Consider the following 22,806-nt stretch of genomic DNA (forward strand, 5'->3'; position numbering starts at 1 on the left):
CGGTCCCCTGGGCAACTGGAGCTGTACGCCGACCACGCCGCTCCCGGCCGGTCAGCACACCTTCACCGCGAAGGCGGCGGACGAGGCCGGCAACGTCTCGGCGGCCGACACCGTCACCTTCACGGTGACGCAGGCCCCGGACACGACGCCCCCGGCAGCGCCGGTGATCGTGCTCCCGCTGGAGGGCAGCAGCACGGCCGACACGACCCCGACCGTGACCGGCACCGCCGAGCCCGGCTCGACCGTGACCGTCACCGAGGGCGGCACCACCATCTGCACCGCGCAGACCGGTCCCCTGGGCAACTGGAGCTGTACGCCGACCACGCCGCTCCCGGCTGGTCAGCACACCTTCACCGCGAAGGCGGCGGACGAGGCCGGCAACGTCTCGGCGGCCGACACCGTCACCTTCACCGTCATCACCGTCCCGCCGGGGGACACCACTCCCCCGGACGCTCCGGTGATCACGACGCCCGCCAACGGCAGCACCACCACCAACACCACGCCGGTCATCAGCGGCACCGCCGAGCCCGGCTCGACCGTGACCGTCACCGAGGGCGGCACCACCATCTGCACCGCGCAGACCGGCCCCCTCGGCAACTGGAGCTGCACGCCGACCACGCCGCTCCCGGCCGGCCAGCACACGGTGAGTGCCACAGCGACCGACGCCGCTGGCAACACCTCGCCGGCGGCGACGACGGCCTTCACCGTCGCCGTGGTCACCCCCACCGACCCGGCGCCGCTGAACGACCCCGACACCGACGGTGACGGGCTCACGGACAGCACGGAGGTCAACACCACCAAGACCGACCCGACCAAGGCGGACACCGACGGTGACGGCCTCAGCGACGGCAAGGAGGTCAACTCCACGAAGACCGACCCGACCAACCCCGACACCGACGGCGACAGGCTGACGGACGGCCAGGAGGTCAACGGGATGGTCATCAAGGAGCGCTTCGAGGTCTGCGGCCGCAAGGCCAAGAAGAAGATCACGGTGCGGACCAACCCGCTGGTCAAGGACACCGACAAGGACGGCCTGACCGACGGCGTCGAGGTGAAGGGCTTCACGATCAAGCAGCGTGTGTTCATCACTCGCTCCGGCAAGTCGATCGTCATCGGCAAGACCCGCACCAACCCGACCAAGGCCGACACCGACAAGGACGGACTGAAGGACAAGGTCGAGAAGACCGGCAAGGCGAACAAGAAGTTCGGCAAGCACAAGACCGACCCGTCGAAGTGCGACACCGACCGCGGTGGCGTCAGTGACGGCAAGGAGGTGAAGGCCGGTTCGGACCCCTCGCAGATCAAGTCGGGCCCGAACGACCTGGAGAGCCGGATGGCGGCTCGCCGTGAGGGACGCAGCTACACGATCGGCTGACCCCTTCCCCCCCGGGACACCGGGCGTCGGACCTCGGTCCGGCGCCCGGTGCGCGTCTCCGGGTGTCCATCTCCTGGCGCGCGCACGGCGCCGTACGACCGGATGCCCGTCCCGGGATAGCCTCACCGCGTGGACCATCTGCCGCAGTCGGTGCGGGTCGAGCGCCGGGCTGTCGACGAGGACGAGTCGCGGCGGGCCAACGGACCCGACTGGGACCGGTACGCCGACGAGTACCAGGCCACGCACGGCGACTTCCTCGGCGACGCCGGGTTCGTGTGGGGCCCGGAGGGCCAGACCGAGGCCGACCTCGCCGTCCTCGGCGCGGTCGAGGGCAAGGACGTCCTCGAGGTCGGCTCCGGCGCAGGCCAGTGCTCGCGTTGGGTGCGCACCCGAGGCGGGCGGGCGATCGGGCTCGACCTCTCGCACCGCCAGCTCCAGCACAGCCGTCGCCTCGACGACGACACCGGCGTGGCGGTGCCATCCGTGCGGGCCACCGCCACACACCTGCCGTTCGCCGACGGGTCCTTCGACATCGTGTTCTGCTCCTTCGGCGCCCTGCAGTTCGTCGCGGACATCGAGCAGGCGCTGGACGAGACCGCACGCGTCCTGCGACCGGGCGGCCGCTTCGCCTTCTCGATCACCCACCCGACGCGCTGGATGTTCCCGGACGACCCGGGCGTCGGCGGGCTGACGGCCTCGCAGTCCTACTGGGACCGCACGCCCTACGTCGAGATCGACGACGCGTCCGGCGTCGTGTCGTACGTCGAGCACCACCGCACCCTCGGGGACTGGGTGCGCCTCCTGGCCGCTCGCGGGTTCACGCTGACTGACCTCGTCGAGCCCGAGTGGCCGGCCGACCACGACCGGGTGTGGGGCGGGTGGTCACGCACCCGGGGCCTGCTGACGCCGGGCACCGCGATCTTCGTGGCCGACCTGACGTGACCGGCGCACGCCGCGTGTCGTTGGTCCTGCGTGACCCGCACTAGCATCGCCGCCGTGCCTGATGCCCGCGCGCTCGTCGCCACCCCCTACCGTCGCGGCGTCCTCGTGCTCGCAATCGTCACCCTCTGCTGGCGGGCGTGGACGGTGTCGCGCTGGACCTGGCACAAGGACGACTGGGGCTTCGTCGAGCAGAGCGCGTCCGCGCCCCTCCTGGACTACCTGTTCCAGGACCACAACGGCCACGTGATGCCCGGCGGCCTGCTGGTCACCAAGCTCGCCACGCTCCTGGCACCGCTCGACTTCAGTGCAGTGGTCGTGCTGGTGGCACTCGCCGGAGCCGCCACGGTGCTCGTGTGGGGCCGTGCCTTCGAGCGCCTGACCCAGGGGAACCTCGTCGCGCTGCTGCCGCTGTCGGTGCTCGCCCTGTCGCCCGTCCTGCTCGAACCGATGATGTGGTGGGCGTGCGCGGTCAACGCCCTGCCGTTGCAGCTCAGCCTGGGCTGGATGGTGATCGCCGCCGCTGACTGGGTGGAGCACCGGAGACGGGCCGACCTCGTGCGATTCGCGATCGCGTACACCCTGGGCCTGCTGTTCTGGCACAAGGCGTTGCTGCTCGTGCTGCCGGCCGTCGTCACCGTCGTGGCGCTCTCGCCCGGCCCGTTCCGGGAGCGCGTCCGGACGGCGATCCGGCCGACGGCTCTGCTGCTGGCCATCTCGGTCCCCTACCTCGCACTGTTCCGCTACCTGACGCAGCGCACCCAGACGGCGTACGACCTCGAGCCGAGCTTCGCCGGGCACACGGTCGCGGGCTCGCTCCGGCAGTACGCCGAGGGGTTCAGCGACATGTTCCTGCCCGCGGTCCTCGGCGGTCCGTGGGGCTCGATGCAAGTGGACCCGGACCCCCTCAGCACTCCGTCCGCGGCGACGACGTGGTCCGTCCTGGCCGTGTGCGCGGTCGCCCTGGGCTGGCTGGTCCTCCGTCACCGGGCCGCGCTCTGGTTGCTGCTTCTCCCCCTCGGCTACACGGTCGTGGCGCTGGGCATCGTGCTGTTCAGCACCCGGGCCGACGACGTCTGGGACGTGATGACGCTGACGCGCTACTACGTCGACTCGATCATGGTCGCCGCGCTGGCGGCGGCGCTGATGATCCGTGAGTCGCAGCGCCGCAGGACCCGCTCCGCGTCGGCCCCGCGCTGGCTGCTGCCGGCGGCGGCGCTCGCCCTGGGCGCGTCGCTGGTGTCCGCCAACGTGGTGGCGGCGGACCGGATGGGTGTGCACCCCGGGCGGGCCTGGGTGGGGGCGTTCCGCTCTGACGCCACACACCTGGCCGAGAGCCACTCGAGCGGGTCACCGGCGGTGGTGTGGGACGGCTTCGCGCCCGACGTCGTGCTCCAGCCGGGCTACTGGCCGGAGGAGGCGCGACTCTCGGCGATGCTCCAGCCCTTCGGGGCGAGCATCACGACCGGCGTCGCCACCGACCAGCTCTACGTCGCCGAGCCCAGCGGCCACCTCGTGCCGGCCGGCGTCGACCCGATCATCACGTCCGAGCCCGGACCGGTGGATGACTGCGGCTACTACCTCGAGCCGGGCGACAGCGTCCAGGTCGAGATGACCGGCGAGCTCTACTACTGGGGCTGGGGCCTGCAGGTCGCCGGCTTCACTTCCACCGGCACCGCCCTGGTGATCGACCTCGGCGACGACGAGGTCGACGTGGCCCTGCCGTCCGGGCTTCAGGAGCGAGCCGTGCAGGTCGAGGGAGCGGTCGCCCCGGCGGTGACGATCCGTCTTCCCGCCGACGCCGCGGGCAACGTGTGCGTGTCCGCACTGTCGGTCGGCACCGTGGCGCCGAACCCGTGAGCCCACCAGACGACGATGGGCCGGCTCCCACGGAGCCGGCCCATCGTCGTGGATGCTGTGCGGTCAGGCGGTCTTCTCGTCCTTGCGTCCGACGAAGACGAGGAAGGCTCCGGCGAGCAGCGCGATGGCGCCGCCGATGAAGCCGACCAGCGGCAGGGTGCCGGTCACCAGGTCGAGCTGGGACTTGTTGTCCTTGGACGACTCGATGTTGTCGGCCACCTGCTCCTCCGTGAACGCGAGGTTGAGGTCGAGGATGGTGTCACCGGTGTCCAGGGCGCGCACCTCGTGCTGCGACTGGTTGACGATGGCGCCGGTGCGGGGCTCGATCCAGATCGTCTTGTCCTGGCTGTAGGTGCCCTGCACGCCGTCGATGACCTCGGCCGGGGTGGTGTCCAGCACGACGTGGTACTTGTACGTCTCGAGTCCGTCGAGGGTCTCGGTGCCGTCGTAGGCCGCGGTGACCGGGGCGCCGAGCAGGCCGTCCCAGTAGTCGTAGTCCTTCTTCTCCGCGTTGAAGGGCCACTTGTTGACGAGGCCCTCCTTCTCCTCGGCACCGGCCGGGAGGTACTTGCCGTTGACGGCCTCGGCGGTGTAGCGGTCGGTGGAGAACACGTCCTCGCTCGCGGTGACGAGGCGGTCGTCGTCGCCGTCGACGCAGTCGGGGACGTCGCCCTCGTCGATCACCAGGCAGAGCGTGTTGACGAAGACGATGACGTCGTCGTCGGAACGCTTCGAGTCGGCCTTGGTGATGCTGGTGGCCTTGACGTCGATGGCCTCGAGGTCACCCGTCGCGGGGTTGAGCTTGTCCGCGTTGCCACTCAGGCGCGTGACGCTGTCGGTGTCCAGCGGCGTCCGCTCGACCTGTCCGGGTGCCCACACGGTGGTCAGAAGACCGGTCACCAACAAGAACGCACCCAAGCCGAGGAGCACCCAACCAATGATCTTGCGCACTACGAGGTCCCTCCCAGGAATCAATAAGTCGCCGCAGGCTACCAGCAGGTAGGGCACGGGTGTGACCTCATCCACTACACAACCGAATGTTTCTTGGGTGGCCCCTGCCGGGCGGCAGTTAGGGTTCCGGCGTGACACCGACGGACGACGACGTGCAGGCCCCCCGCGGGCCTGTCCCGGGACCCTTGCACCCCGTCGTCCTGATCGGGCTCCTGCTCGTGGCGGCCCAGGTCGGGGTGCGCGCGTGGGCGAGCTTCGGCAGCTGGTTCTACGGCGACGACTACAACCTGATGAGCCGGTTGTACGCGGCCCCGCTGACGCTGGGGGAGCTGTTCACGCCCCACGACAGCCAGCTCATGCCCGGCGGCATCTTCCTGGCCTGGGTCATGTCCAACGCCGGACCGCAGGACTGGACCGTCGGCGCCACCATCCTCGTCGTCAGCCAGTCGGTCGCGTCGCTGTGCTGCCTGCTCATGCTGGTCACGGTCTTCGGCCGACGCTGGGCGATCCTGCCGCTGCTGCTCGTCTACCTGTTCTCGCCGCTCACCCTCACCGCCTACATGTGGTGGGCGGCGGCGATCAACCAGGTCCCGCTCCAGGCTTCCTTCTTCCTCACGGCGACCGCCGCGGTGCTCTACTTCCGGACCCGCCGGACGCTCTGGCTGGTCCTCACCGTCGCGGCCGTCGTGCTCGGCATGGCCTTCTACGTCAAGGCCGCGCTGTTCCTGCCGGTCGTCGCTGCGATCGCCTTCCTGTTCTTCTCCCCGACGAGCTCGGACTCGACGCCGGGCTGGCGCGGCTCCCTGTCGCGACTCGTCCGCTCCGCGCGGGGCACGCTGCGGGCGTTCGGGCCGATGTGGGCGACCATGGTCGTCCTCGGTGGCGCGTACGTCGCGCTGTACTCCACCACCACCGGCAACCCGCTCTCGGGCTACGACCTGGCGTGGGGGTCGCTCGCCGACAACTTCTTCCGCGTCAGCCTCGGCCCCGGCCTGGTCGGCGGTCCCTGGCGCTGGTGGAACCCGATCCCACCGACCGGCCTGGTGGACCCGCCCACATGGGCGGTCACGGCCACCTGGATCGCGGTCGCGCTGGCGGCGTACAGGCTCCAGCAGCGTGGCGGGGTGCGCTGGCGCGCGTTGGTTGTCCTGGCCGGCTACCTGGTCGCGATCTTCCTGCTGCTGGGCCTCGGGCGTGCGGTCATCGTCGGGTCGGTCTCGGCGCTCGAGCTGCGCTACCTCGCCGACGCCACCCCGGTCGTCGTCCTCACCCTCGGGCTGCTGCTCCTCGACGTACGCACCCCGCACGACAGCCCCGCGACGCTCTCCCTCGACCGTGTCCGGAGCCCCGGCGTCCTCGTCCCCGTGCTGATGACCGCGATGCTGCTCGCGGGCGCCGGCGTCAGCACGGTGAGGTACGTCGCCCTGTGGCACGCGGACTACGACGGGAAGACCTACACGCGCAACGTCGCCGCCAGTGCCCAGCTCCACGACATCCGGGTGGCCGCGGGGTTCGTGCCCGAGGACGTCGTCAGCCCGCTCCGGTTCCCCGACAACGCAATCGCCCGGGTGTTCCGCCAGTTCCCCAACGTGCGGGTGCTGTCCGAGGGCAACGACCTGTCGATGATCGACGAGGTGGGCCTGGTGCACCCCGCCGACGTCGAGCCCGGCCTCGTCTCGCGCCGCGGTCCGAAAGCCGGCTGCGGCTACCCGGTCGACGCCGAGCCGACCACGATCGAGCTGCGGACGTCGGCCCGGGCTGGCGACGTGGGCGACTCGTGGTGGGTGGCGATCGACTACATCGGCGGCAGCGACACCGTCCTCGGGCTGCGGGTCGGGGACGTGGACCGCGACGTGCAGGCACTCAGTGGCCTGCACCGCTTCCTCGTGCAGGGCACGGGACCCGTCCGGTCCGCGACGCTCCGCGTCGAGGCGTCCGACGTAGCCTTGTGCGTCGAGCAGATCCGAGTGGGGAAGGTCCAGGAGTGGCAACCGACGCAGCAGTGAGCGGCCGCAGTGCCGACCCGGCGGAGCGGCCCCGCACCCACACGCCGGTGTTCGCGGTGCTCGACCCGTTGCGGGCCGTGGGCGCCCTCGCCGTCGTCACGACCCATGCGACCTTCTGGTCGGGCGACTACCTCCGACACGGTGTGTTCGGGTCGGTGCTCGCTCGCCTCGACGTCGGCGTGGCCATCTTCTTCGTGCTGTCCGGCTTCCTGCTGTCGCACCACTTCCTCGCCCGCGCGTTCCACGGCGCTCCCCGCGAGACCACCGGACGCTACTTCTGGAAACGCTTCCTGCGGATCTATCCCGCCTACCTCATCGGCGTGGTGCTGGCGATGATGTACGTCGAGGACAACGCGGGAGCCGGGATCAAGTCCTGGTTCACGGTCCTGCTGATGGGCGACATCTACGTCAACGACACCTACCGGTCGGGCCAGACCCAGATGTGGAGCCTCGCCACCGAGGTGGCGTTCTATGTCCTGCTCCCCCTGCTCATCGCCCTCGTCACGGGCTTCGGCCGGCACCGGCCCACCAGCACCCGGGTGCTCGGCCTGGTGGCGGCGATGGTGGCCTTCAACGTGCTGTGGACCCTGGACCTGCTCGACCGCATCAACGACGCGAGCTCCTTCGGACTGCCGGGCAACTGGCTGCCGAGCTACCTGATGTGGTTCGCCGCCGGCATCGCCCTCGCGTGGGCCCACATCCTGCGCGAGGCCGGTCGCACCTCCGGGTGGATCGAGGGCCTGGCCGCGCTGGGCCGCTCCCCCGGCGTCTGTTGGGCGATGGCAGCCGGACTGCTCGTCGTGGCCGCCACTCCGCTCGGCGGGCCGACCATGCTTGCCGCACCCACCGTGGGCCAGGCGCTGACCAAACAGGTGCTCTACGCGCTGATCGGTGCACTGTTGGTCGTCACCGGTGTCTTCAACGACCGCAACTCGACGTACACCCGGATCATGTCGCGACCGCTGCTGCGCCACCTCGGCCACATCTCCTACGGCGTGTTCTGCCTGCACCTCGTGGTGCTCCACTTCGTCATGTGGATCACGCCGTACGAGCTGTTCATCGGCACCAACGGACCGCAGATCCTGGGCCTGACGCTGCTCATCACGCTCCCGCTCGCCGAGCTGCTCTACCGGCTCGTCGAGCTCCCGGCGATGCGCCTGCGGAACGTGGGTCGTCGGGCCGAGCCGACCGCCAGGCCGAGCGCGAGCAGCACGAGGAGCTGAGGCAGGAGGCGGTTGCCGCCCCAGCCGCCGCTGCTGCCCCAGCCGTGGAAGGCGTAGTAGGCGCCCGCGCCCAGGACCAGGAAGCCGGCCATCCAGTCGAGCGCGTCCTCGAGCCAGGGCCACGACCACGCCACCGCGGAGCCGAGGACGGCCGCCGCCACCCCGGCCCAGCCGGCGACCAGGCCGAGCGCCACGGTCGTCACGCCGCTCCAGAACCAGACCGGCAGCTCGCGGGTGCCCAGCGCCGGCGCCGAGCCCGACGGCGGGCGGCGCCACCAGAAGAGGACCAGCAGCACGAGCCCGAGCAGGGACGCGGCACCGACGACGAGGCCGCCGCGATAGATCGTCTCGGGAGCATAGGTCTCGGTGACCACCGCGCCCGCGCCCGCGTCGTCGAGGAGCCAGCCCTGCTCCCAGCCGTCGATCCGCACAGGGGTCAGGTCCCGACCGTCCTGCTCGCCCTGCCAGCCGGAGTTGCCGTTCTCGCGGAAGGCCAGGACGGAGGCCCCGCTCGGCGGCTGGGCCGTGCGCGAGTCGGCGTCCCAGGACTTCCAGCGGACGGGGGTCGAGATGCCGGCGTCGAACCCGGGGTCTGTGAGGGTCATCCGGGTCGTGGTGAACACGTCGTTGTTCTGCACACGCACCTGGTTGTCGCCCGCGACGAGGTCCACCGTCGGCGAGTCGCAGAGCGTGGCGCTCACCTCCTCGCCGCTGTAGATCTGGGCGGGCGAGACGGTGACCCGGGTCTGTCGGAGCAGCCCGTTGACGGTCACGTCGGGGCCGGAGCCACACGGCAGCGTCTTCTCCTGCTGGCTCAGGACCAGCGAGGTGAACGGCGCCCCGGCGATGCGCAGGTCGCTGATGCCGGTGCCGAGGCCGGTGATGCTCTGGTCGAAGCCGATGCTGGCGGTCAGGTCGGTCTGCAGGATCTCCACGTCGAGGAAGTCGGTGCGGACCGGCTTGATCCTCGCGCGGCCGTCCTCGTCGAGGCTGACCTCCTGCGAGCCGCCACGGTAGGTGAGCAGCACCTTGCGTGGGGCGCGGGCAGGGGCATCGTTGCTGACGCTGACGCGGATCCCGCGCACGTCGGTGCGCCCCACCCACCGCACGGACAGGGTCGGGCGGGCGTCGCCACGGCTGGCGATCCACGTCGTGCCGTTGTTGCCGTCGACCGCGGCCAGGCCGGAGGCCTGCGCGTCGGGGACTCCCTGGCTCGACGACGTCACCGCGACGGGGAAGTCGCTCAGCAGGGCGTCCTCCACGGCTGTGCCACTCCCCGCGCGCACCCAGATCCTGGGGTCGTAGGCGTGGTCCTCGCCGAGCGTCAGCTGCCGGTCGAACCCGTGGTCCTCCTCGCCGGCCACGTCGCGACCCTCCTGGCAGCGCACCGACAGCTCGACGTCGACGCAGCCGGTGCGAGCATCGAGCGCGGCCTCGAGGAGGATCGCCTCCGGGTCGCCCCAGGTCTCCGGCAGCGTCGGGAGGACCAGGGACTTGCGCGGCTCGATGCCCGGCACCCTGATCTCCGCGATGGCGGCCTGGACGGCTGCCGACTGGCCGGCGGTCTCGACCCGCACCCACGAGGTCTCGCCGGCCGGGAGGGCGATCGTGCGCGTCTCCCCCGCCCCGAGGCCGAACTCCTCGGTGACGCCGTTCTCGGTCACCACGCGCAGGGTCTGCAACCGGGGCGCGCGGTTGCCGCCCTCGAGCTCGATGGAGCCGATGCTCCGGGGCTCCTCGAGGTCGAGCTGCCAGCTCGGTCGCTCGGACGCGCCGGCCGACGAGACCCAGCTCGTGCCGAGGTCACCGTCGATGGCGGCGAAGGCCGACTCGGCCGGTCGTACGCCGCCGGAGGCGTCGGCGTCGGCCATCGACGAGGAGCTGGTCACGGACTCGGCGCCGATGGTGCGAGCCGTCGTGCGCCACCGCTCGTCGCCCTTGTTGAGGTAGAGGTCCTTGACCGCGTTGGACGAGCGGCGCTCGTCCTCGGGCAGCGTCGAGCCGGAGTAGCCGTCGTGGAGCTGGCCGTAGAACCGCTCGCGGTCGCGGTAGCCGTCGGTGAGGATGACCGGTCCGGTCGGCTCGGCGTCGGTGTCGGCGTCGGTCGCCAGGACGGTCGGCTGCTCGTCGAGCAGGCCGGCGTCGGACAGCGAGAGCAGCGACTCGGGCCCGCCGGCGACGATCGGCAGCTGGTCGGCGGCGACCGCGCCGGGCCCGCCGGCCTCCACCTCGTAGATCTCGATCGCCTGGTAGTTGGTCTGCCAGCCGCCGTTGATGACGTTGCGGTCCTCGCCGACGCCGATGAACGGGGCCGAGCCGAGGTCGGGCCCGAAACCGGTCAGGCGCTTGATCCCGGGCGAGTGGTCGAGCGCCTGGTGGAGCAGCACGGTGTCGGGGATGTCAGGCGCCTTGATGACGTCGTTGCGCACCACCAGGAACTGCACCCCGGCGCGGGCGAGGTAGGGAGCCAGGCCGCGCGAGGCGTAGCCCTGCGTCAGCCGGGTCTCGACCGCGTCGAGAAAGCGGATGTTGCCCGGTGGCACGAACGGGATGTTGGAGCGCACCCCGAAACGTCCCTTCTTCACCAGGAACTCGAGCGGCTCGTCGTTGGTGTTGCCCCACACGAACTGGGCGACGCCGACGCCGGGCGACATCAGCGCGACGCCCTCGTGGCCCTGCGCGTCGAGCCAGGCGCCGGCCTCCTCCCAGTAGCCGGGCACCTCGGAGATCACGCCTTGGGGTGCCATCCGACCCTGTACCGCCGGCAGAGCGGCGCCGACCACGGCGATGATCGTCAGCGCCGAGATGCTGATGTACGACAACGGGCGAAGCACGCCGCGCCGGGTCATCACCCAGTAGTCCTTCGCCCGGAGGCCGTCGAGCAGCAGCGCGATGCCGAGCACCATCGGCAGCCGGATGATCGGGTCGAACTTGTGCACGTTGCGCGCCGCGGCGAGCGGTCCGTCGAGAGCCGTACGCAGGGGTTCGGCGAACCACCCCTGGAGCGAACCAGTGTGGCCCATCCCGACCAGGAACAGGCCGAGCAGGAGCGAGAGGATCAAGAAGGTGCGGTGCGGGTTGCGTCGGTGCATGAGGCCGACGAGCCCGACCATGAGCACGGCGCCGCTGTTGAGCACCAGGCTCGGGACCGTGATCAGGTCACGCCCGGCCTGCCACCGAGCGTCGATGTAGGGGACCCAGTGCGAGACTCCGCGCAGCGAGTCGAACAGCCCGGTCGGCGTGGTCGTCAGCGTTGCCGCCTCGATGAAGTCGAGGAAGGGTGGGCTGTAGATGCCGAGGAAGAACAGCGGGATCAGCCACCACAGGGTGGCCATGGCCGTCAGCAGCGGCCACCAGGTCATCATCGCGCGGCGGCGCGGACCGGGCTCGCGGGTGAGCAGCCAGATCGCGGCGACCGGGATGACCCCGAAGCTGGCGGTGGCGTTGACGCCACCGACCATCCCGACGGCGAGGGCGGAGAGCGCAGCCGCCTTGCGCGGCGAGCCCTGCGTGGCGCCGAGGATCAGCGGCAGCAGCACCCACGGCGCAAGGGCCGAGGGCCACGACTCGATGGAGATCGTCCCGACCGTGGTCAGCAGGCGGGGCGAGAGGGCGTAGGCGAAGCCGGCGACGAGGCAGGCCAGGTCGGACCGCACCCCGAGGGCGCGGGCGACCTTGGCGGCACCCGCGAACGCGACGCACAGCAGCAGCGCCATGAACAGTCGCTGGACGGCCCAGGCGGGAATGCCGGCGAGCAGGCCGACACCGAAGAACGGTCCGAGCGGCCAGAGATAGCCGTAGGCCTGGTTCTGGAGCTGGCCGATGGCTCCATTGGAGTCCCACATGTGCACGGCCCGGTTGAGGTAGTGCCACGGGTCGACGACCAGGTCGAACTTGGTGTCGAAGGTGAGGAAGCCCGGCGCCTGGGCGAACGCGACGGCGACGAGCACGGCGCATCCGGCGACCACACGCAGGCGGAACCTCAGTGACGCTGCAGCACGATCACGAGGTTCCACGTCGTCACCTCCCGCAGGAACGGGATGCGCAGCAAGACGTGAGACCAACCCGGGTTGTAGCGGGCGGTGATGTCGAGGACCTGCCCGCCGCGCTGGCGCCGGGCCCAGTGGATGCCGTCGACCACGGTGACCCCGAACAGCGACTCGCCGAACCGGTTCTTCGGCTCGCGCCCGAGCTTGCGGACGTAGCGCCGGCGCGCTCGCATGCCGCCGAAGTAGTGCCAGGGCGCGGTCTCGTGGCCACCCCAGGGGCCGTACCAGACCGTGTAGCTGATGAAGACCAGACCGCCCGGCCGGACCACCCGCAGCATCTCCTCGGCCATCTGCCACGGGTCGACGACGTGCTCGAGCACGTTGGAGGAGTAGGCGATGTCGAACGAGCCGGTGCGGAAGGGCAGCTGCATGCCGCTGCCGATGACGCGGTTGCCGGACGCCCCGGGCAGGTCGCTGTCCTCGACGTCCACGGAGTAGTAGCGCACGCCCGCCTGCTCGAAGGCGTTGCGGAAGTAGCCCGGGCCGCCGCCGACGTCGAGCAGCGCGGTGTCCTCGAGGGGGGCGTAGTGGTCAAGCATCTGCACGGAGTCGTCCGCGAGCGCGGTGTAGAACCGCGCCGGGTCGACCGGCTCGTGACGGAACTCGCGCAGCAGCCGCACCGAGCGTCGCAGGGTCGGCGCCCAGCCCCCACCGGGACCGGTCGGACGCACGTCGGCCCGCCTCCCCCTCAGGGTCCGGCGGGCCGGATCGGTTCGAGTCAGGCGCGGCACGCGCAGACCTTACCCTCTGGTAGTAACGTGTGCCGGCAATGTCTGACCACAGCGAGATCTCCGGCCGGCACGTCGCGTTCTTCAGCTGGCGCGACACCCGCAACCCCGAGGGCGGAGGCGCGGAGCGCTACCTCGAGAAGATGGCCGAAGGCCTGGTCGAGCGGGGCGCCGAGGTCACGATCCTGTGCGCGGCCCACGCGGCCGCACCGCCCGAGGAGGTCCACAACGGCGTCCGCTACGTCCGTCGCGGCACCAAATTGAGCGTCTACCGCGAGGGCGTCACCGCCCTCGCGCGGCGCACGCTCGGCGAGGTCGACGTCGTCGTCGACGTCCAGAACGGGCTGCCGTTCTTCACCCGCGCCGCGACCCGCAAGCCCGTCGTGGTGCTCGTGCACCACGTGCACCGTGAGCAGTGGCCGGTCGTCTACCCGGGTGTCACCGGGCGGGTCGGCTGGTGGATCGAGCACTCCCTCGCGCCCCGGCTCTACCGCCGTTGCCAGTACGTCGCGGTGTCGCGCGCCACCCGCGGCGAGCTCCAGCAGCTCGGCGTGGGCGCCGACCGCATCGCCGTCGTCCACAACGGCACCGACCCGGTCGTCCCGGTCGGCACCGGCAAGTCCGCGCACCCGATGATCGCCGTGGTGGGACGCCTCGTGCCGCACAAGCAGGTCGAGCACGCCATCGACGCCGCGCTCGCGCTGCGCGGCCGGCACCCCGACCTGCGCCTGCACGTCGTCGGCTCGGGCTGGTGGGAGGCCGAGCTGCACGCGTACGCCGCCGCGCGGGGCGCCGGCGAGACGGTCGTGTTCGAGGGGCAGGTCGACGAGCGGCGCAAGCACGAGGTGTACGAGCAGTCGTGGCTGCTCGGCCTCCCCTCGCTCAAGGAGGGCTGGGGGCTGGTCATCGGCGAGGCCGGCATGCACCGCACGCCGGCCGTGGCCTACCGCTCCGCCGGCGGCACCCGGGAGTCCATCGCGCACGACCGGTCGGGCGTCCTCGTCGACCACCCGGCCGACTTCACCCGCACGCTGGGTCGGCTGCTCGCCGACCGGGTCGAGCGCGAGCGCCTGGGCGTCGGCGCACTGGAGATGAGCCACGAGTTCACCTGGCAGCACGCGCAGGAGTCGTTCGCCCACGTGCTGGCAAGCGCGCTGCGCGGCGAGCGCATCGACAGCCAGGACCCCGACGAGGAGTAGCGGCGGTGCGTGAGCGACGTTCCGCGGGCCGGGAAGGTGGCTGGCTCACCGCTCCAGCGGGTGGGCGCGTGTCGACGTACGGCGCCGGTGCGTGAGCCACGTTCCGCGCGCAGGGAACGTGGCTGGCTCACCGCTCCAGCGGGTGGGCGCGCGTCGAGGTGGAGCCCGGCTCACTGGCGCGGACCCCGCCGCCCGGCCTCGTCCGGAAATGACGAACGCGGCGCTTCGGCCAGTGGCCGGCGCCGCGTGTCGTGGTGGCGGGTCTCCCCGCCGGAGTCAGTCGGTGAGGATCACTCGGTGGTGGTGCCGTAGTCGAAGGCGGGCGCCTCGGCGTTGGCCGGGGACTTCGACGGCGCCGCCGTCTGCGACGAGATCAGGCCGAAGACGGAGACCGAGGCCAGCAGGCCGCCGGCGACGAGGCTGACGATCGGACCGATGAGACCAGCGTTCATGAGTGAGGACCCTCCCTAAGGTTCGCGCCGAAGCGTAACAGCACTGCCCACGAAAATCGGCATTGTCGGACAGACTTCCTACTGGCGAGTTCGGAACCTGTTCCGGGCCGCCACGACGGCTCCTCCGACGAGGAGCGCGGCCCACGCGAGCCAGGCGACCACCATCGCGACGACCCACGGCACGGGGGCGTCCCGCACGCTCACGTCGCCGGCCACCTCGGTCACCGTGAGGCCGTCGCCGGCGTACGTCGTCTCGCCGGCCACCTCCGGCGCGTCCTGCCCGGCGATCTGCTCGGAGACCACGACGGAGACGCCGATGTCGGCCAGCGCCGTCGCCCGGTCAGCGGGGGTGGCGAGCCGCAGGGCCTCCCCCACCTCCCGGGCGCGCGGGTCCTCCCCCGGGATCGGCCGCCCGTCGACGTACAGCTCGTCGTTGACCACCGCCGGCCTCCCCAGGAACCGGGGCAACGGGTCGAGCACCTTGCGGCCGTCGTTCCAGTCGGGGGCGCGATAGCTCGTGAACGGCAGCAGCACCACGTCGCCGTCGGGCGCCGCCTGCACCGCTGCGCGGGCGTCGGAGAACGCCGCCGGGTAGTCGACGGCGTCGAGGCGACCGGACGCGCCGAGCGCCGCGTCGGGCAACAGCGCGACCGGGACGACCGCAAGGAGGCCCGCGACGAGCACACGGGTGGCCCGGTCAGGAGTCCACCCGAGCAGCGACTCGACCCCGCGAGCAGCGACGACGACCGTCAAGGGCGCGGCGAGGGCGAGCAGCCGGGAGCCGTCGCGCAGCAACCCGCCGCCCGGGATGTGGGACGCCAGCGCGCCGACGGCACCCGGCGCCGCCCAGCTGAGCATGGCCAGGCCCACCCCGACGGTCCAGCAGACGACGAGCGCCGACCACCCCTGGACGGCCGTGCGCCGCTGCGCCAGCCACCCGAGGATCGCGAGAGCACCCACGACCACGAGCCAGACCACCGAGAGGAAGCCGAGCCGGGTCGTCGGGACGACCTCCGCGTTCCAGATCCCGCCGAGGGAGAGGGCCGCGAGCGGCCCGGGCAGCGGGCCCTCGCTGCTGGCCGCGAACACCCGCGCGCCCGAGCCGGCCGAGGTCGCGTCGGCCGAGTGCAGCAGACCGGCGACCAGCCACGGCAGGTTGGCGACGACGGCCATCGACACCAGTCCTGCCGCTCGCCGGCGCGCTCCGCGCCGCCATCCTCCCGCGAGGAGCGCGACGGCGGTCGCGACCCCGGTGCTCGCGCTCAGCGACCCCAGGACCAGCAGCACCGGGACGGCGGCGGGCACGCGCGACCCGGCCTCCCACCGGCGACACACCAGGAGCAGCCACGGGAGGACGGCGTAGCCGACCAGGACCGGCCAGTGCCCGATGACCAGCCGCTCGACCACGAACGGGTTCCAGACCATCAGCGTCGAGGCGAAGACCCGCACCCCGAGCGATCGACCCCCGACCAGTGCCGAGGCTCCGGCTCCCGCTCCGACCAGCAGGGCCAGCAGCACGAGCTTCTGGAGCAGCATGCCCGGGACGACCGAGTCGAGGAGGGCCACGACCGCGTCCGACGGCACGGCCCGCGGCAGCGCCGTACCCACGCCCCAGACGTCGGGCGTCACGGCCAGGTCCGGGACCCACACCATGTCGTAGGTCAGGACGTAGCCGGGGCCGAGCGCGCCACCCAGCAGGAGGACGGCCAGGGCCGCGGACCACAGGATGGGCGCGAGGCCCCGAGCCGTCGACCTCGCCGTCGACCGTGCCGTCGACCGTGCCCCGGCGTCTGTCACCGCCTCGAACCTCCTCCGCCGACCGCTCGCCGCGCGGACGGTGCGGGTGCCGACTGTAGTGGCGCCCCGGGCAACTAGGCTCGCCTGCGTGCGGATGAGAGACACGGTGTGGCGACTGGCCGACAGCAGCTCGGGCATCGCGGTGTCGATGGCGATCATGAACTTCGCGACGTACGGCTTCGTCCTCGTCGCACCCAAGCTGCTCGGCACGGCCGGGTACGGCGCCCTCGGCTCCTCCCTCAACCTGATGCTGGTCATCAGTGTCGGCGCATTGGGCCTGCAGGCGACCGCCGCTCGCCGCATCTCGGCCGAGCCGCAGCACGTCGCGCAGATCGAGGACTCGATCATGCGCGTGACCTACCGCGCCGCTGCCGCGCTCGGCCTGATCATGCTGCTGCTCTCGCCGCTCATCCAGGCGCTGCTCAAGCTCGACCACCTCGAGACCGCGGTCATCATCGCGGTCTCGGCGGTGCCGATGACGCTGATGGGCGGCCTCGCCGGGATCCTCCAGGGCGAGCGCCGGTGGGCCGCGCTGGGCGTCCTCTACATCGCCAGCGGGGTCCCGCGCCTGGTCATCGGCGGGGCGATCATCGCGTGGCGGGCCACCGAGTTCTGGGCCCTCGTCGGCGTCGGGATCAGCTTCTGGGCCCCCGTGCTGGTCGGCTGGTGGGCGTTGCGCCACGAGCGTCGGCCGCACGCCGACAGCGCCGAGCACACCGGCATGGCGCTGCTCAAGGAGAGCATCGCCAACGGCCAGGCACTGTTCGCCTTCTTCGCCCTCAGCAGCATCGACCTGATCGTGGCCCGCAACGTGCTCTCGGAGCACGACTCTGGTCTCTACGCCGGCGGCCTGATCCTCACCAAGGCGATGCTGTTCCTGCCGCAGTTCGTGGTGATCGTGGCCTTCCCGTCGATGTCGACGGGCAGCGAGCGCCGCAGGGCCCTGGTCGTCAGCCTGTCGCTGGTCGGAGCACTGGGCGCCGTCGGCACCCTCGCGGCCTGGCTGCTGTCGGGCATCGCGATCAACTTCGTCGGCGGCGAGAAGTTCAGCGAGGTGGAGCCGTGGCTGTGGGTCTTCGCGATCCTCGGCACCCTGCTCTCGATGATCCAGCTGCTCGTCTACTCGGTGCTCGCCCGCCAGAGCAGCCGGTCGGTGTACGTCGTGTGGGTGGCGCTCGCCGTGATGGTCGGCGCCGGTCTGATGGCCGACACGGTGCTCGGCCTCGTCACGGTCGTCGTCGTGGTGGACCTGGTGCTGCTCGTGGTGCTGCTGGGCATCAGCGCGTGGTTCCTGCGCGACTCGACGACCACGGTCGACGAGCCCGCGCCGATCAGCACCACCTGACGGCCGACCCCCGGTCGCGGAGCGTCCGGTCAGTGGGCGGCGTCGTGCCAGCTGCGACCGGTGCCGACCGACACGTCGAGCGGGACCGTGAGGTCGGCGGCCCGGCCCATCTGGTCGCGGACCAGCTCGGCAAGCGCGTCGCTCTCCCCCGGTGCCACCTCGAGGACGAGCTCGTCGTGGACCTGCAGCAGCATCCGTGAGGCCAGCCCCTGCTCCGCGATCGCCGACTCGACGCCCAGCATCGCGACCTTGATCAGGTCGGCGGCCGAGCCCTGGATCGGCGCGTTGAGGGCCATCCGCTCGGCGGCCTCCCGACGCATCCGGTTGTCACTGTTGAGATCGGGCAGGTAGCGCCGGCGCCCCATGATCGTCTCGGTGAAGCCGGACCCGCGGGCCTCGTCACGCAGGCTGCCGAGGTAGTCGCGGATGCCGCCGAACGTCTCGAAGTACTCGTCCATCAGGCCCTGGGCCTCACCGGGCGTGATCCGCAGCTGCTGGGAGAGCCCGAACGCCGACAGGCCGTAGGCCAGCCCGTAGTTCATCGCCTTGATCTTGGCGCGCTGCTCGACGCTCACGTCCTCGGCGGCGGTGTCGAAGACCCGGGCGGCCGTCATCGAGTGGAAGTCCTGCCCGGAGCGGAACGCCTCGATCAGCAGCGCGTCCTCGGACAGGTGGGCCATGATCCGCATCTCGACCTGGCTGTAGTCGGCCGTCATCAGCGACTCGTAGCCCTCGCCGACGACGAAGCCCTCGCGGATCCGTCGCCCGGCCTCGGTGCGGATCGGGATGTTCTGGAGGTTGGGATCGGTGCTGGAGAGCCGTCCGGTCGCCGCGATGATCTGGTTGTACGTCGTGTGGATCCGCCCGTCGGAGGCCACCGTCTTGAGCAGGCCCTCCACGGTCTGGCGCAGCCGGATGACGTCGCGGTGGCGCAGGAGGTGCTGGAGGAACGGGTGCTCGGTCTTCTCGTAGAGCGACTGCAGGGCGTCCGCGTCGGTGGTGTAGCCGGTCTTGGTGCGCTTGGTCTTCGGCATGTCGAGCTCCTCGAAGAGCACGACCTGGAGCTGCTTGGGCGAGCCGAGGTTGATCTCCTTGCCGATGACGTCGTAGGCGTCCTCCGCCGCCGCCTTCACGTGGTCGCCGAACTCCGACTCCAGGCCCTCGAGGTAGTCGGTGTCGACGGCGATGCCGGTCTGCTCCATCCGCACCAGGGTGCCGATCAGCGGCAGCTCGACCCGGGCGAGCAGCTCGGTGCCGCCGTGCTCCTCGACCGTGGCGTCGAGCGCGTCGGCCAGGTCCAGCACCGCCCGCGCCGTGAGCATCGCGACGTCGCTGGTGCCGGTGTCGTCGAGGGTGTCGAAGCTGAGCTGGTCGGCGTCGCCGGTGTCCTGCCTCAGCTCGCGCTTGAGGTAGCGCAGCGTCAGGTCGGCGAGGTCGTAGGACCGCTGGTCGGGCTGGACGAGGTAGGCGGCCAGCGCGGTGTCGACCGCGAGCCCCCGCAGCTCCCACCCGCGCGCGGCGAGCGCGAGGGTCGGTCCCTTCGCGTCGTGGAGCACCTTCGGGTGCGTCTCGTCGGCCAGCCAGGTCGCCAGGGCCGCGTCGTCCTCGGGCGAGATCTCGGTGACGTCGATCCACGCGGCCGCGCCGGACCCCGAGGCCAGCGCCACGGAGACGACCTCGCCCGTGCCCGCTCGCCACGATCCCTGGACGGCGACGCCCACCCGCTCGTCGCCGCCGGCGTGCTCCGCGAGCCAGCCCGCGACGGCACCCTCGCCGAGGCGCTGCCCGTCGAGGTCGAACCCCTCGCCCGACACCTCCTCGTCCGCGGCCGGGTCGATGGTGTCCATCAGCCGGGTGCGGAGCTCGCCGCGGAACTCGAGCTCGTCGAGGAGCTCGAGGCCGGCGGTGCGGTCCCACGGCTGGCGCGCCGTCTCCCCGGGCCGCACGGGCAGGGTGAGGTCGCGGACCAGCGCGTTGAGGCGACGGTTGCGGATCACGTCACCGAGGTGCTCGCGCAGCGCCTCGCCCTTCTTGCCGGTGATCTCGTCGGCGCGGGCGATCACGTTGTCGAGCCCGTCGAACTGGTTGATCCACTTCGCGGCGTACCCCTGGCCCACGCCCGGCACGCCCGGCAGGTTGTCGGAGGTCTCCCCCACGATCGCCGCCAGCTCGGGATAACGGTGGGGCGGGACGCCGTACTTCTCCTCCACGTAGGCCGGGGTGAGGCGCGCGAGGTCGCTCACTCCACGCATGGGGTAGAGCACGGTCGAGGTGTCGGTGACGAGCTGGATGGAGTCGCGGTCGCCGGTGAGGATCAGCACCTCCATGCCCTCGGCGACGGCCTGGGTGGTGAGGGTCGCGATGATGTCGTCGGCCTCGTAGCCCTCCATCTCGAGGTGCGTGATGTGGAGGGTGTCGAGCATCCGGCGGATCAGCGGGAGCTGGCTGCCGAACTCACCGGGCGTCTTGTTGCGCTTGGCCTTGTAGTCCGGGTATTCCTCCAGCCGGAAGGTCTGGCGCGACTTGTCGAAGGCGACGCACACGTGTGTCGGCACCTCGTCGCGGAGCACGTTGACCAGCATCGAGGTGAAGCCGTAGACGGCGTTGGTGTTCTGCCCGGTCGCGGTCGAGAAGTTCTCCACGGGGAGGGCGAAGAACGCCCGGTAGGCCAGGGAGTGCCCGTCGAGGAGCAGCAGGCGGGCGGTGGGTCCTGCTGTGGGCTGGTCGGTGGTGGCGATCGTCTCGGACACGCCGCGACTCTATCGGCCGCCACCGACAGCGGGGACCCGACGGTTCGCGGCAGACGGGGTCGGCCAGAATGGCTGGCATGACCGATCTCAGACTGCCCTCGATCGACATGAGCATCGACGAGTTCATCGCGCAGATGCCGCACGGCAACGGACCGCTGAACGACAAGATGGGCGTGGTCATCACCGAGATCACGCCCGAGCGTCTCGTCGCGACGATGCCGGTCGAGGGAAACACCCAGCCCTACGGTCTGCTGCACGGAGGAGCGTCCGTGGTCCTCGCGGAGACGCTGGGATCCATCGGGTCCGCGATCCACGCCGCCCCTGACAAGATCGCGGTCGGCGTCGACATCAACGCCACGCACCACCGCGCGGCGACGTCCGGCACCGTGACGGGCACCGCCACCCCGATCCACCTCGGGCGCAGCATGGCGGCGTTCGAGGTCGTGATCGTCGACGAGGCCGGCCGGCGGGTCTGCACCTCGCGCATCACCTGTGCGCTGCTCGACGCCCCGAAGGGCTGACGTCGGGGAAACCGTGGGTCGAGCCGCCTCAGCTGGCGACGTGCTCGCGGCCCAGCCGTCGAGCGGCCAGGACCTTGTCGATCTGGCGGGAGCCGCGACCGCGCGAGACCGCACGCCGGGCCGACAGCTTCGCGCGTACGGCGGTGGTGCTGGCCGCACGGAACGTCGCCTGCGGGGTGAGCGAGAGCCGGGCCATGAAGCGGTTGGCGTCGCGCGAGCTGGCCGTGGCCGCCGTCGCGACCGTGGCGATGCCCTGCGCCTCGGCGAACCGGGTGGCGGCGTCCATCAGTGCGGTCCCGACGCCGCGGCGACGGAACTCGGGCAGCACGTGCGGGGAGACGGCGATCAGGGTCGGCTCGAGGTTGAGCGGGGTCAGGGTGGTCGCCTCGAGGAGGACCGCACCGGCGACCCGGCCGTCGACCTCGGCGACGGCGAGGCAGCGGTCACCGCTGGCGTTGCAGTCGTCGATGATGCCGACCAGGTCGGCCTCCTGCTCGGCGGCCGTGCCGCGACGCAGGATGTCGGACCAGAGCTCGCGCAGGATCGGAGCGTCAGCCGCGTCAGCGCTTCGCACGTGCACCGATGTCCTGCTCATGTGACGACTCCCAAGGATCAGGCCCCCGCCCGTTGCTTCCCCCGTGCCGGACACGCATCCGGCAGTGGCGCAGACCCTACGCTCACCCCGCCCCGGTTGTCAGGGGAGGTGCCGGATCTGCGACGTCACCAAAGCGTTGTGACAGTGATGCCGTCAATCGCGCGGGAGGTGTGATCCGGTGCACTAGGCTCCCGCGCATGCGTACACGCTCTCTCACTCGTGCCCTGACCCTTCCGGCCCTTGGACTCTCCCTCGCGATCGCCCTCAGCGCCTGCGGCGGCGACTCCGACGACACCGCCGCCGACTCCGGCAGCGACAGCGGCCTGTCCACGGTCTCCTCGGGCAAGCTCACCGTCTGCTCCGATGTCCCCTACCCGCCGTTCGAGGACTTCGACGAGTCCTCCGAGTCGGGCTTCAAGGGCTTCGACATCGACATCGTGCAGGGCGTCGCGGACGGCCTCGACCTCGACCTCGAGGTCAAGGACTCCTCATTCGACGCCCTCCAGAGCGGCCAGGCCCTCAACGCCGGCCAGTGCGACCTCGCGGCCAGCGCCATGACGATCACCGACGAGCGCAAGGCCGCGCTCGACTTCTCCGACGGCTACTACGACTCCGAGCAGTCGCTCCTCGTCCCCGAGGGCTCCGACATCGCGGGCATCGACGACCTCGACGGCGTGAAGGTCGGCGTCCAGCAGGGCACCACCGGCAAGTCCTACACCGAGGAGAACGCCCCCGACGCCCAGATCGTCACCTTCCCGTCCGACGCCGAGATGTTCCAGGCGATCAAGGCCGGTCAGGTCGACGCGCTGCTCCAGGACCTCCCGGTCAACATCGACCACGAGAAGGCGGGCGGCTTCACCGTCGTCGAGACCTACTCCACCGACGAGTCCTACGGCCTCGCGATGAAGAAGGGCAACACCGCCCTGGTCGACGCCGTCAACGAGCAGCTCACCACCATGCGTGACGACGGCTCGTACGACAAGATCTACGACACCTACTTCGCCACCTCGGAGTGA

At 71.2% G+C, this 22,806-nt stretch carries 16 protein-coding genes; 9 read left to right on the plus strand and 7 right to left on the minus strand.

Annotation, left to right across the window (positions count from 1 at the left end; all coding sequences use genetic code 11):
• The 3 genes from C7S10_RS20325 to C7S10_RS20335 form a co-directional block, all read left to right on the plus strand.
• A partial coding sequence (locus tag C7S10_RS20325; protein WP_243395506.1) for an Ig-like domain-containing protein occupies nucleotides 1-1,375 on the plus strand: 1,375 nt, incomplete at its 5' end.
• A gap of 129 nt (nucleotides 1,376-1,504) precedes the next feature.
• Nucleotides 1,505-2,317, plus strand: a complete 813-nt coding sequence (locus C7S10_RS20330; RefSeq protein ID WP_243395507.1) for a class I SAM-dependent methyltransferase — start codon at nucleotides 1,505-1,507, stop codon at nucleotides 2,315-2,317.
• 54 nt (nucleotides 2,318-2,371) lie between these two features.
• Entirely contained in the window at nucleotides 2,372-4,174 is a 1,803-nt protein-coding gene (locus C7S10_RS20335) for a hypothetical protein (RefSeq protein ID WP_108346489.1), read from the plus strand.
• A gap of 63 nt (nucleotides 4,175-4,237) precedes the next feature.
• Here the strand turns inward: C7S10_RS20335 and pgfA are convergent, their stop codons facing one another.
• Nucleotides 4,238-5,263: a cell envelope lipid trafficking protein PgfA gene (gene pgfA, locus C7S10_RS20340; protein WP_108346491.1), complete on the minus strand. Its 1,026-nt coding sequence runs from the start codon at nucleotides 5,261-5,263 to the stop codon at nucleotides 4,238-4,240.
• Between pgfA and C7S10_RS22395 the strand changes: the two genes are divergently transcribed.
• Together C7S10_RS22395 and C7S10_RS22400 are read left to right on the plus strand one after the other, a co-directional pair.
• Nucleotides 5,257-7,131: a hypothetical protein gene (locus C7S10_RS22395; RefSeq protein ID WP_165807254.1), complete on the plus strand. Its 1,875-nt coding sequence runs from the start codon at nucleotides 5,257-5,259 to the stop codon at nucleotides 7,129-7,131. The genes pgfA and C7S10_RS22395 overlap by 7 nt on opposite strands.
• On the plus strand, nucleotides 7,110-8,354 hold the full coding sequence (locus tag C7S10_RS22400) for an acyltransferase family protein (protein ID WP_165807255.1): 1,245 nt from the start codon (nucleotides 7,110-7,112) through the stop codon (nucleotides 8,352-8,354). The genes C7S10_RS22395 and C7S10_RS22400 overlap by 22 nt, the downstream gene beginning before the upstream one ends.
• Here C7S10_RS22400 and C7S10_RS20350 read toward each other — a convergent pair.
• Nucleotides 8,258-12,304, minus strand: coding sequence for an alpha-(1->3)-arabinofuranosyltransferase (locus tag C7S10_RS20350; protein WP_165807256.1), 4,047 nt, complete (start codon nucleotides 12,302-12,304; stop codon nucleotides 8,258-8,260). The two genes, C7S10_RS22400 and C7S10_RS20350, sit on opposite strands and share 97 nt — an antisense overlap.
• Before the next feature lie 32 nt (nucleotides 12,305-12,336).
• Nucleotides 12,337-13,074 carry a class I SAM-dependent methyltransferase gene (locus C7S10_RS20355; protein WP_108346495.1) on the minus strand — a complete coding sequence of 246 codons (738 nt, stop codon included), beginning with the start codon at nucleotides 13,072-13,074 and terminating at the stop codon, nucleotides 12,337-12,339.
• A 98-nt stretch (nucleotides 13,075-13,172) separates the two neighbouring features.
• Between C7S10_RS20355 and C7S10_RS20360 the strand changes: the two genes are divergently transcribed.
• On the plus strand, nucleotides 13,173-14,330 hold the full coding sequence (locus C7S10_RS20360; protein ID WP_108346497.1) for a glycosyltransferase family 4 protein: 1,158 nt from the start codon (nucleotides 13,173-13,175) through the stop codon (nucleotides 14,328-14,330).
• 290 nt (nucleotides 14,331-14,620) lie between these two features.
• On the opposite strand, the gene C7S10_RS22405 is transcribed toward C7S10_RS20360, so the two are convergent.
• Nucleotides 14,621-14,782 (minus strand): hypothetical protein, encoded by a 162-nt coding sequence (locus C7S10_RS22405; protein WP_165807257.1) that lies wholly within the window; start codon nucleotides 14,780-14,782, stop codon nucleotides 14,621-14,623.
• Between the two features lie 78 nt (nucleotides 14,783-14,860).
• Nucleotides 14,861-16,579, minus strand: coding sequence for an MmpA family trehalose lipid delivery protein (locus C7S10_RS20365; protein WP_108346499.1), 1,719 nt, complete (start codon nucleotides 16,577-16,579; stop codon nucleotides 14,861-14,863).
• Nucleotides 16,580-16,673: 94 nt separating this feature from the next.
• Between C7S10_RS20365 and C7S10_RS20370 the strand changes: the two genes are divergently transcribed.
• Nucleotides 16,674-17,924 (plus strand): lipopolysaccharide biosynthesis protein, encoded by a 1,251-nt coding sequence (locus C7S10_RS20370; protein ID WP_108346501.1) that lies wholly within the window; start codon nucleotides 16,674-16,676, stop codon nucleotides 17,922-17,924.
• A gap of 29 nt (nucleotides 17,925-17,953) precedes the next feature.
• Here the strand turns inward: C7S10_RS20370 and polA are convergent, their stop codons facing one another.
• Nucleotides 17,954-20,674, minus strand: coding sequence for a DNA polymerase I (gene polA / locus C7S10_RS20375; protein ID WP_243395508.1), 2,721 nt, complete (start codon nucleotides 20,672-20,674; stop codon nucleotides 17,954-17,956).
• A 77-nt stretch (nucleotides 20,675-20,751) separates the two neighbouring features.
• On the opposite strand from polA, the gene C7S10_RS20380 reads away from it, so the two are divergent.
• Nucleotides 20,752-21,195, plus strand: a complete 444-nt coding sequence (locus C7S10_RS20380) for a hotdog fold thioesterase (protein WP_243395509.1) — start codon at nucleotides 20,752-20,754, stop codon at nucleotides 21,193-21,195.
• 28 nt (nucleotides 21,196-21,223) lie between these two features.
• Here the strand turns inward: C7S10_RS20380 and C7S10_RS20385 are convergent, their stop codons facing one another.
• Nucleotides 21,224-21,790 carry a GNAT family N-acetyltransferase gene (locus C7S10_RS20385; protein ID WP_108346503.1) on the minus strand — a complete coding sequence of 189 codons (567 nt, stop codon included), beginning with the start codon at nucleotides 21,788-21,790 and terminating at the stop codon, nucleotides 21,224-21,226.
• A 197-nt stretch (nucleotides 21,791-21,987) separates the two neighbouring features.
• On the opposite strand from C7S10_RS20385, the gene C7S10_RS20390 reads away from it, so the two are divergent.
• A complete protein-coding gene (locus C7S10_RS20390) occupies nucleotides 21,988-22,806 on the plus strand; it encodes an ABC transporter substrate-binding protein (RefSeq protein ID WP_108346505.1) in 819 nt (272 codons plus the stop codon).

This window comes from Nocardioides currus (genome assembly GCF_003057875.1).
Taxonomy (GTDB): Bacteria; Actinomycetota; Actinomycetes; order Propionibacteriales; family Nocardioidaceae; genus Nocardioides; species Nocardioides currus.

Coding starts and splice junctions, on each gene's coding strand:
- C7S10_RS20360 (WP_108346497.1), top strand. CDS start 13,173: ATGTCTGACCACAGCGAGATCTCCGGCCGGCACGTCGCGTTCTTCAGC.
- C7S10_RS22405 (WP_165807257.1), bottom strand. CDS start 14,782: ATGAACGCTGGTCTCATCGGTCCGATCGTCAGCCTCGTCGCCGGCGGC.
- C7S10_RS20370 (WP_108346501.1), top strand. CDS start 16,674: ATGAGAGACACGGTGTGGCGACTGGCCGACAGCAGCTCGGGCATCGCG.
- C7S10_RS20380 (WP_243395509.1), top strand. CDS start 20,752: ATGACCGATCTCAGACTGCCCTCGATCGACATGAGCATCGACGAGTTC.
- C7S10_RS20385 (WP_108346503.1), bottom strand. CDS start 21,790: ATGAGCAGGACATCGGTGCACGTGCGAAGCGCTGACGCGGCTGACGCT.
- C7S10_RS20390 (WP_108346505.1), top strand. CDS start 21,988: ATGCGTACACGCTCTCTCACTCGTGCCCTGACCCTTCCGGCCCTTGGA.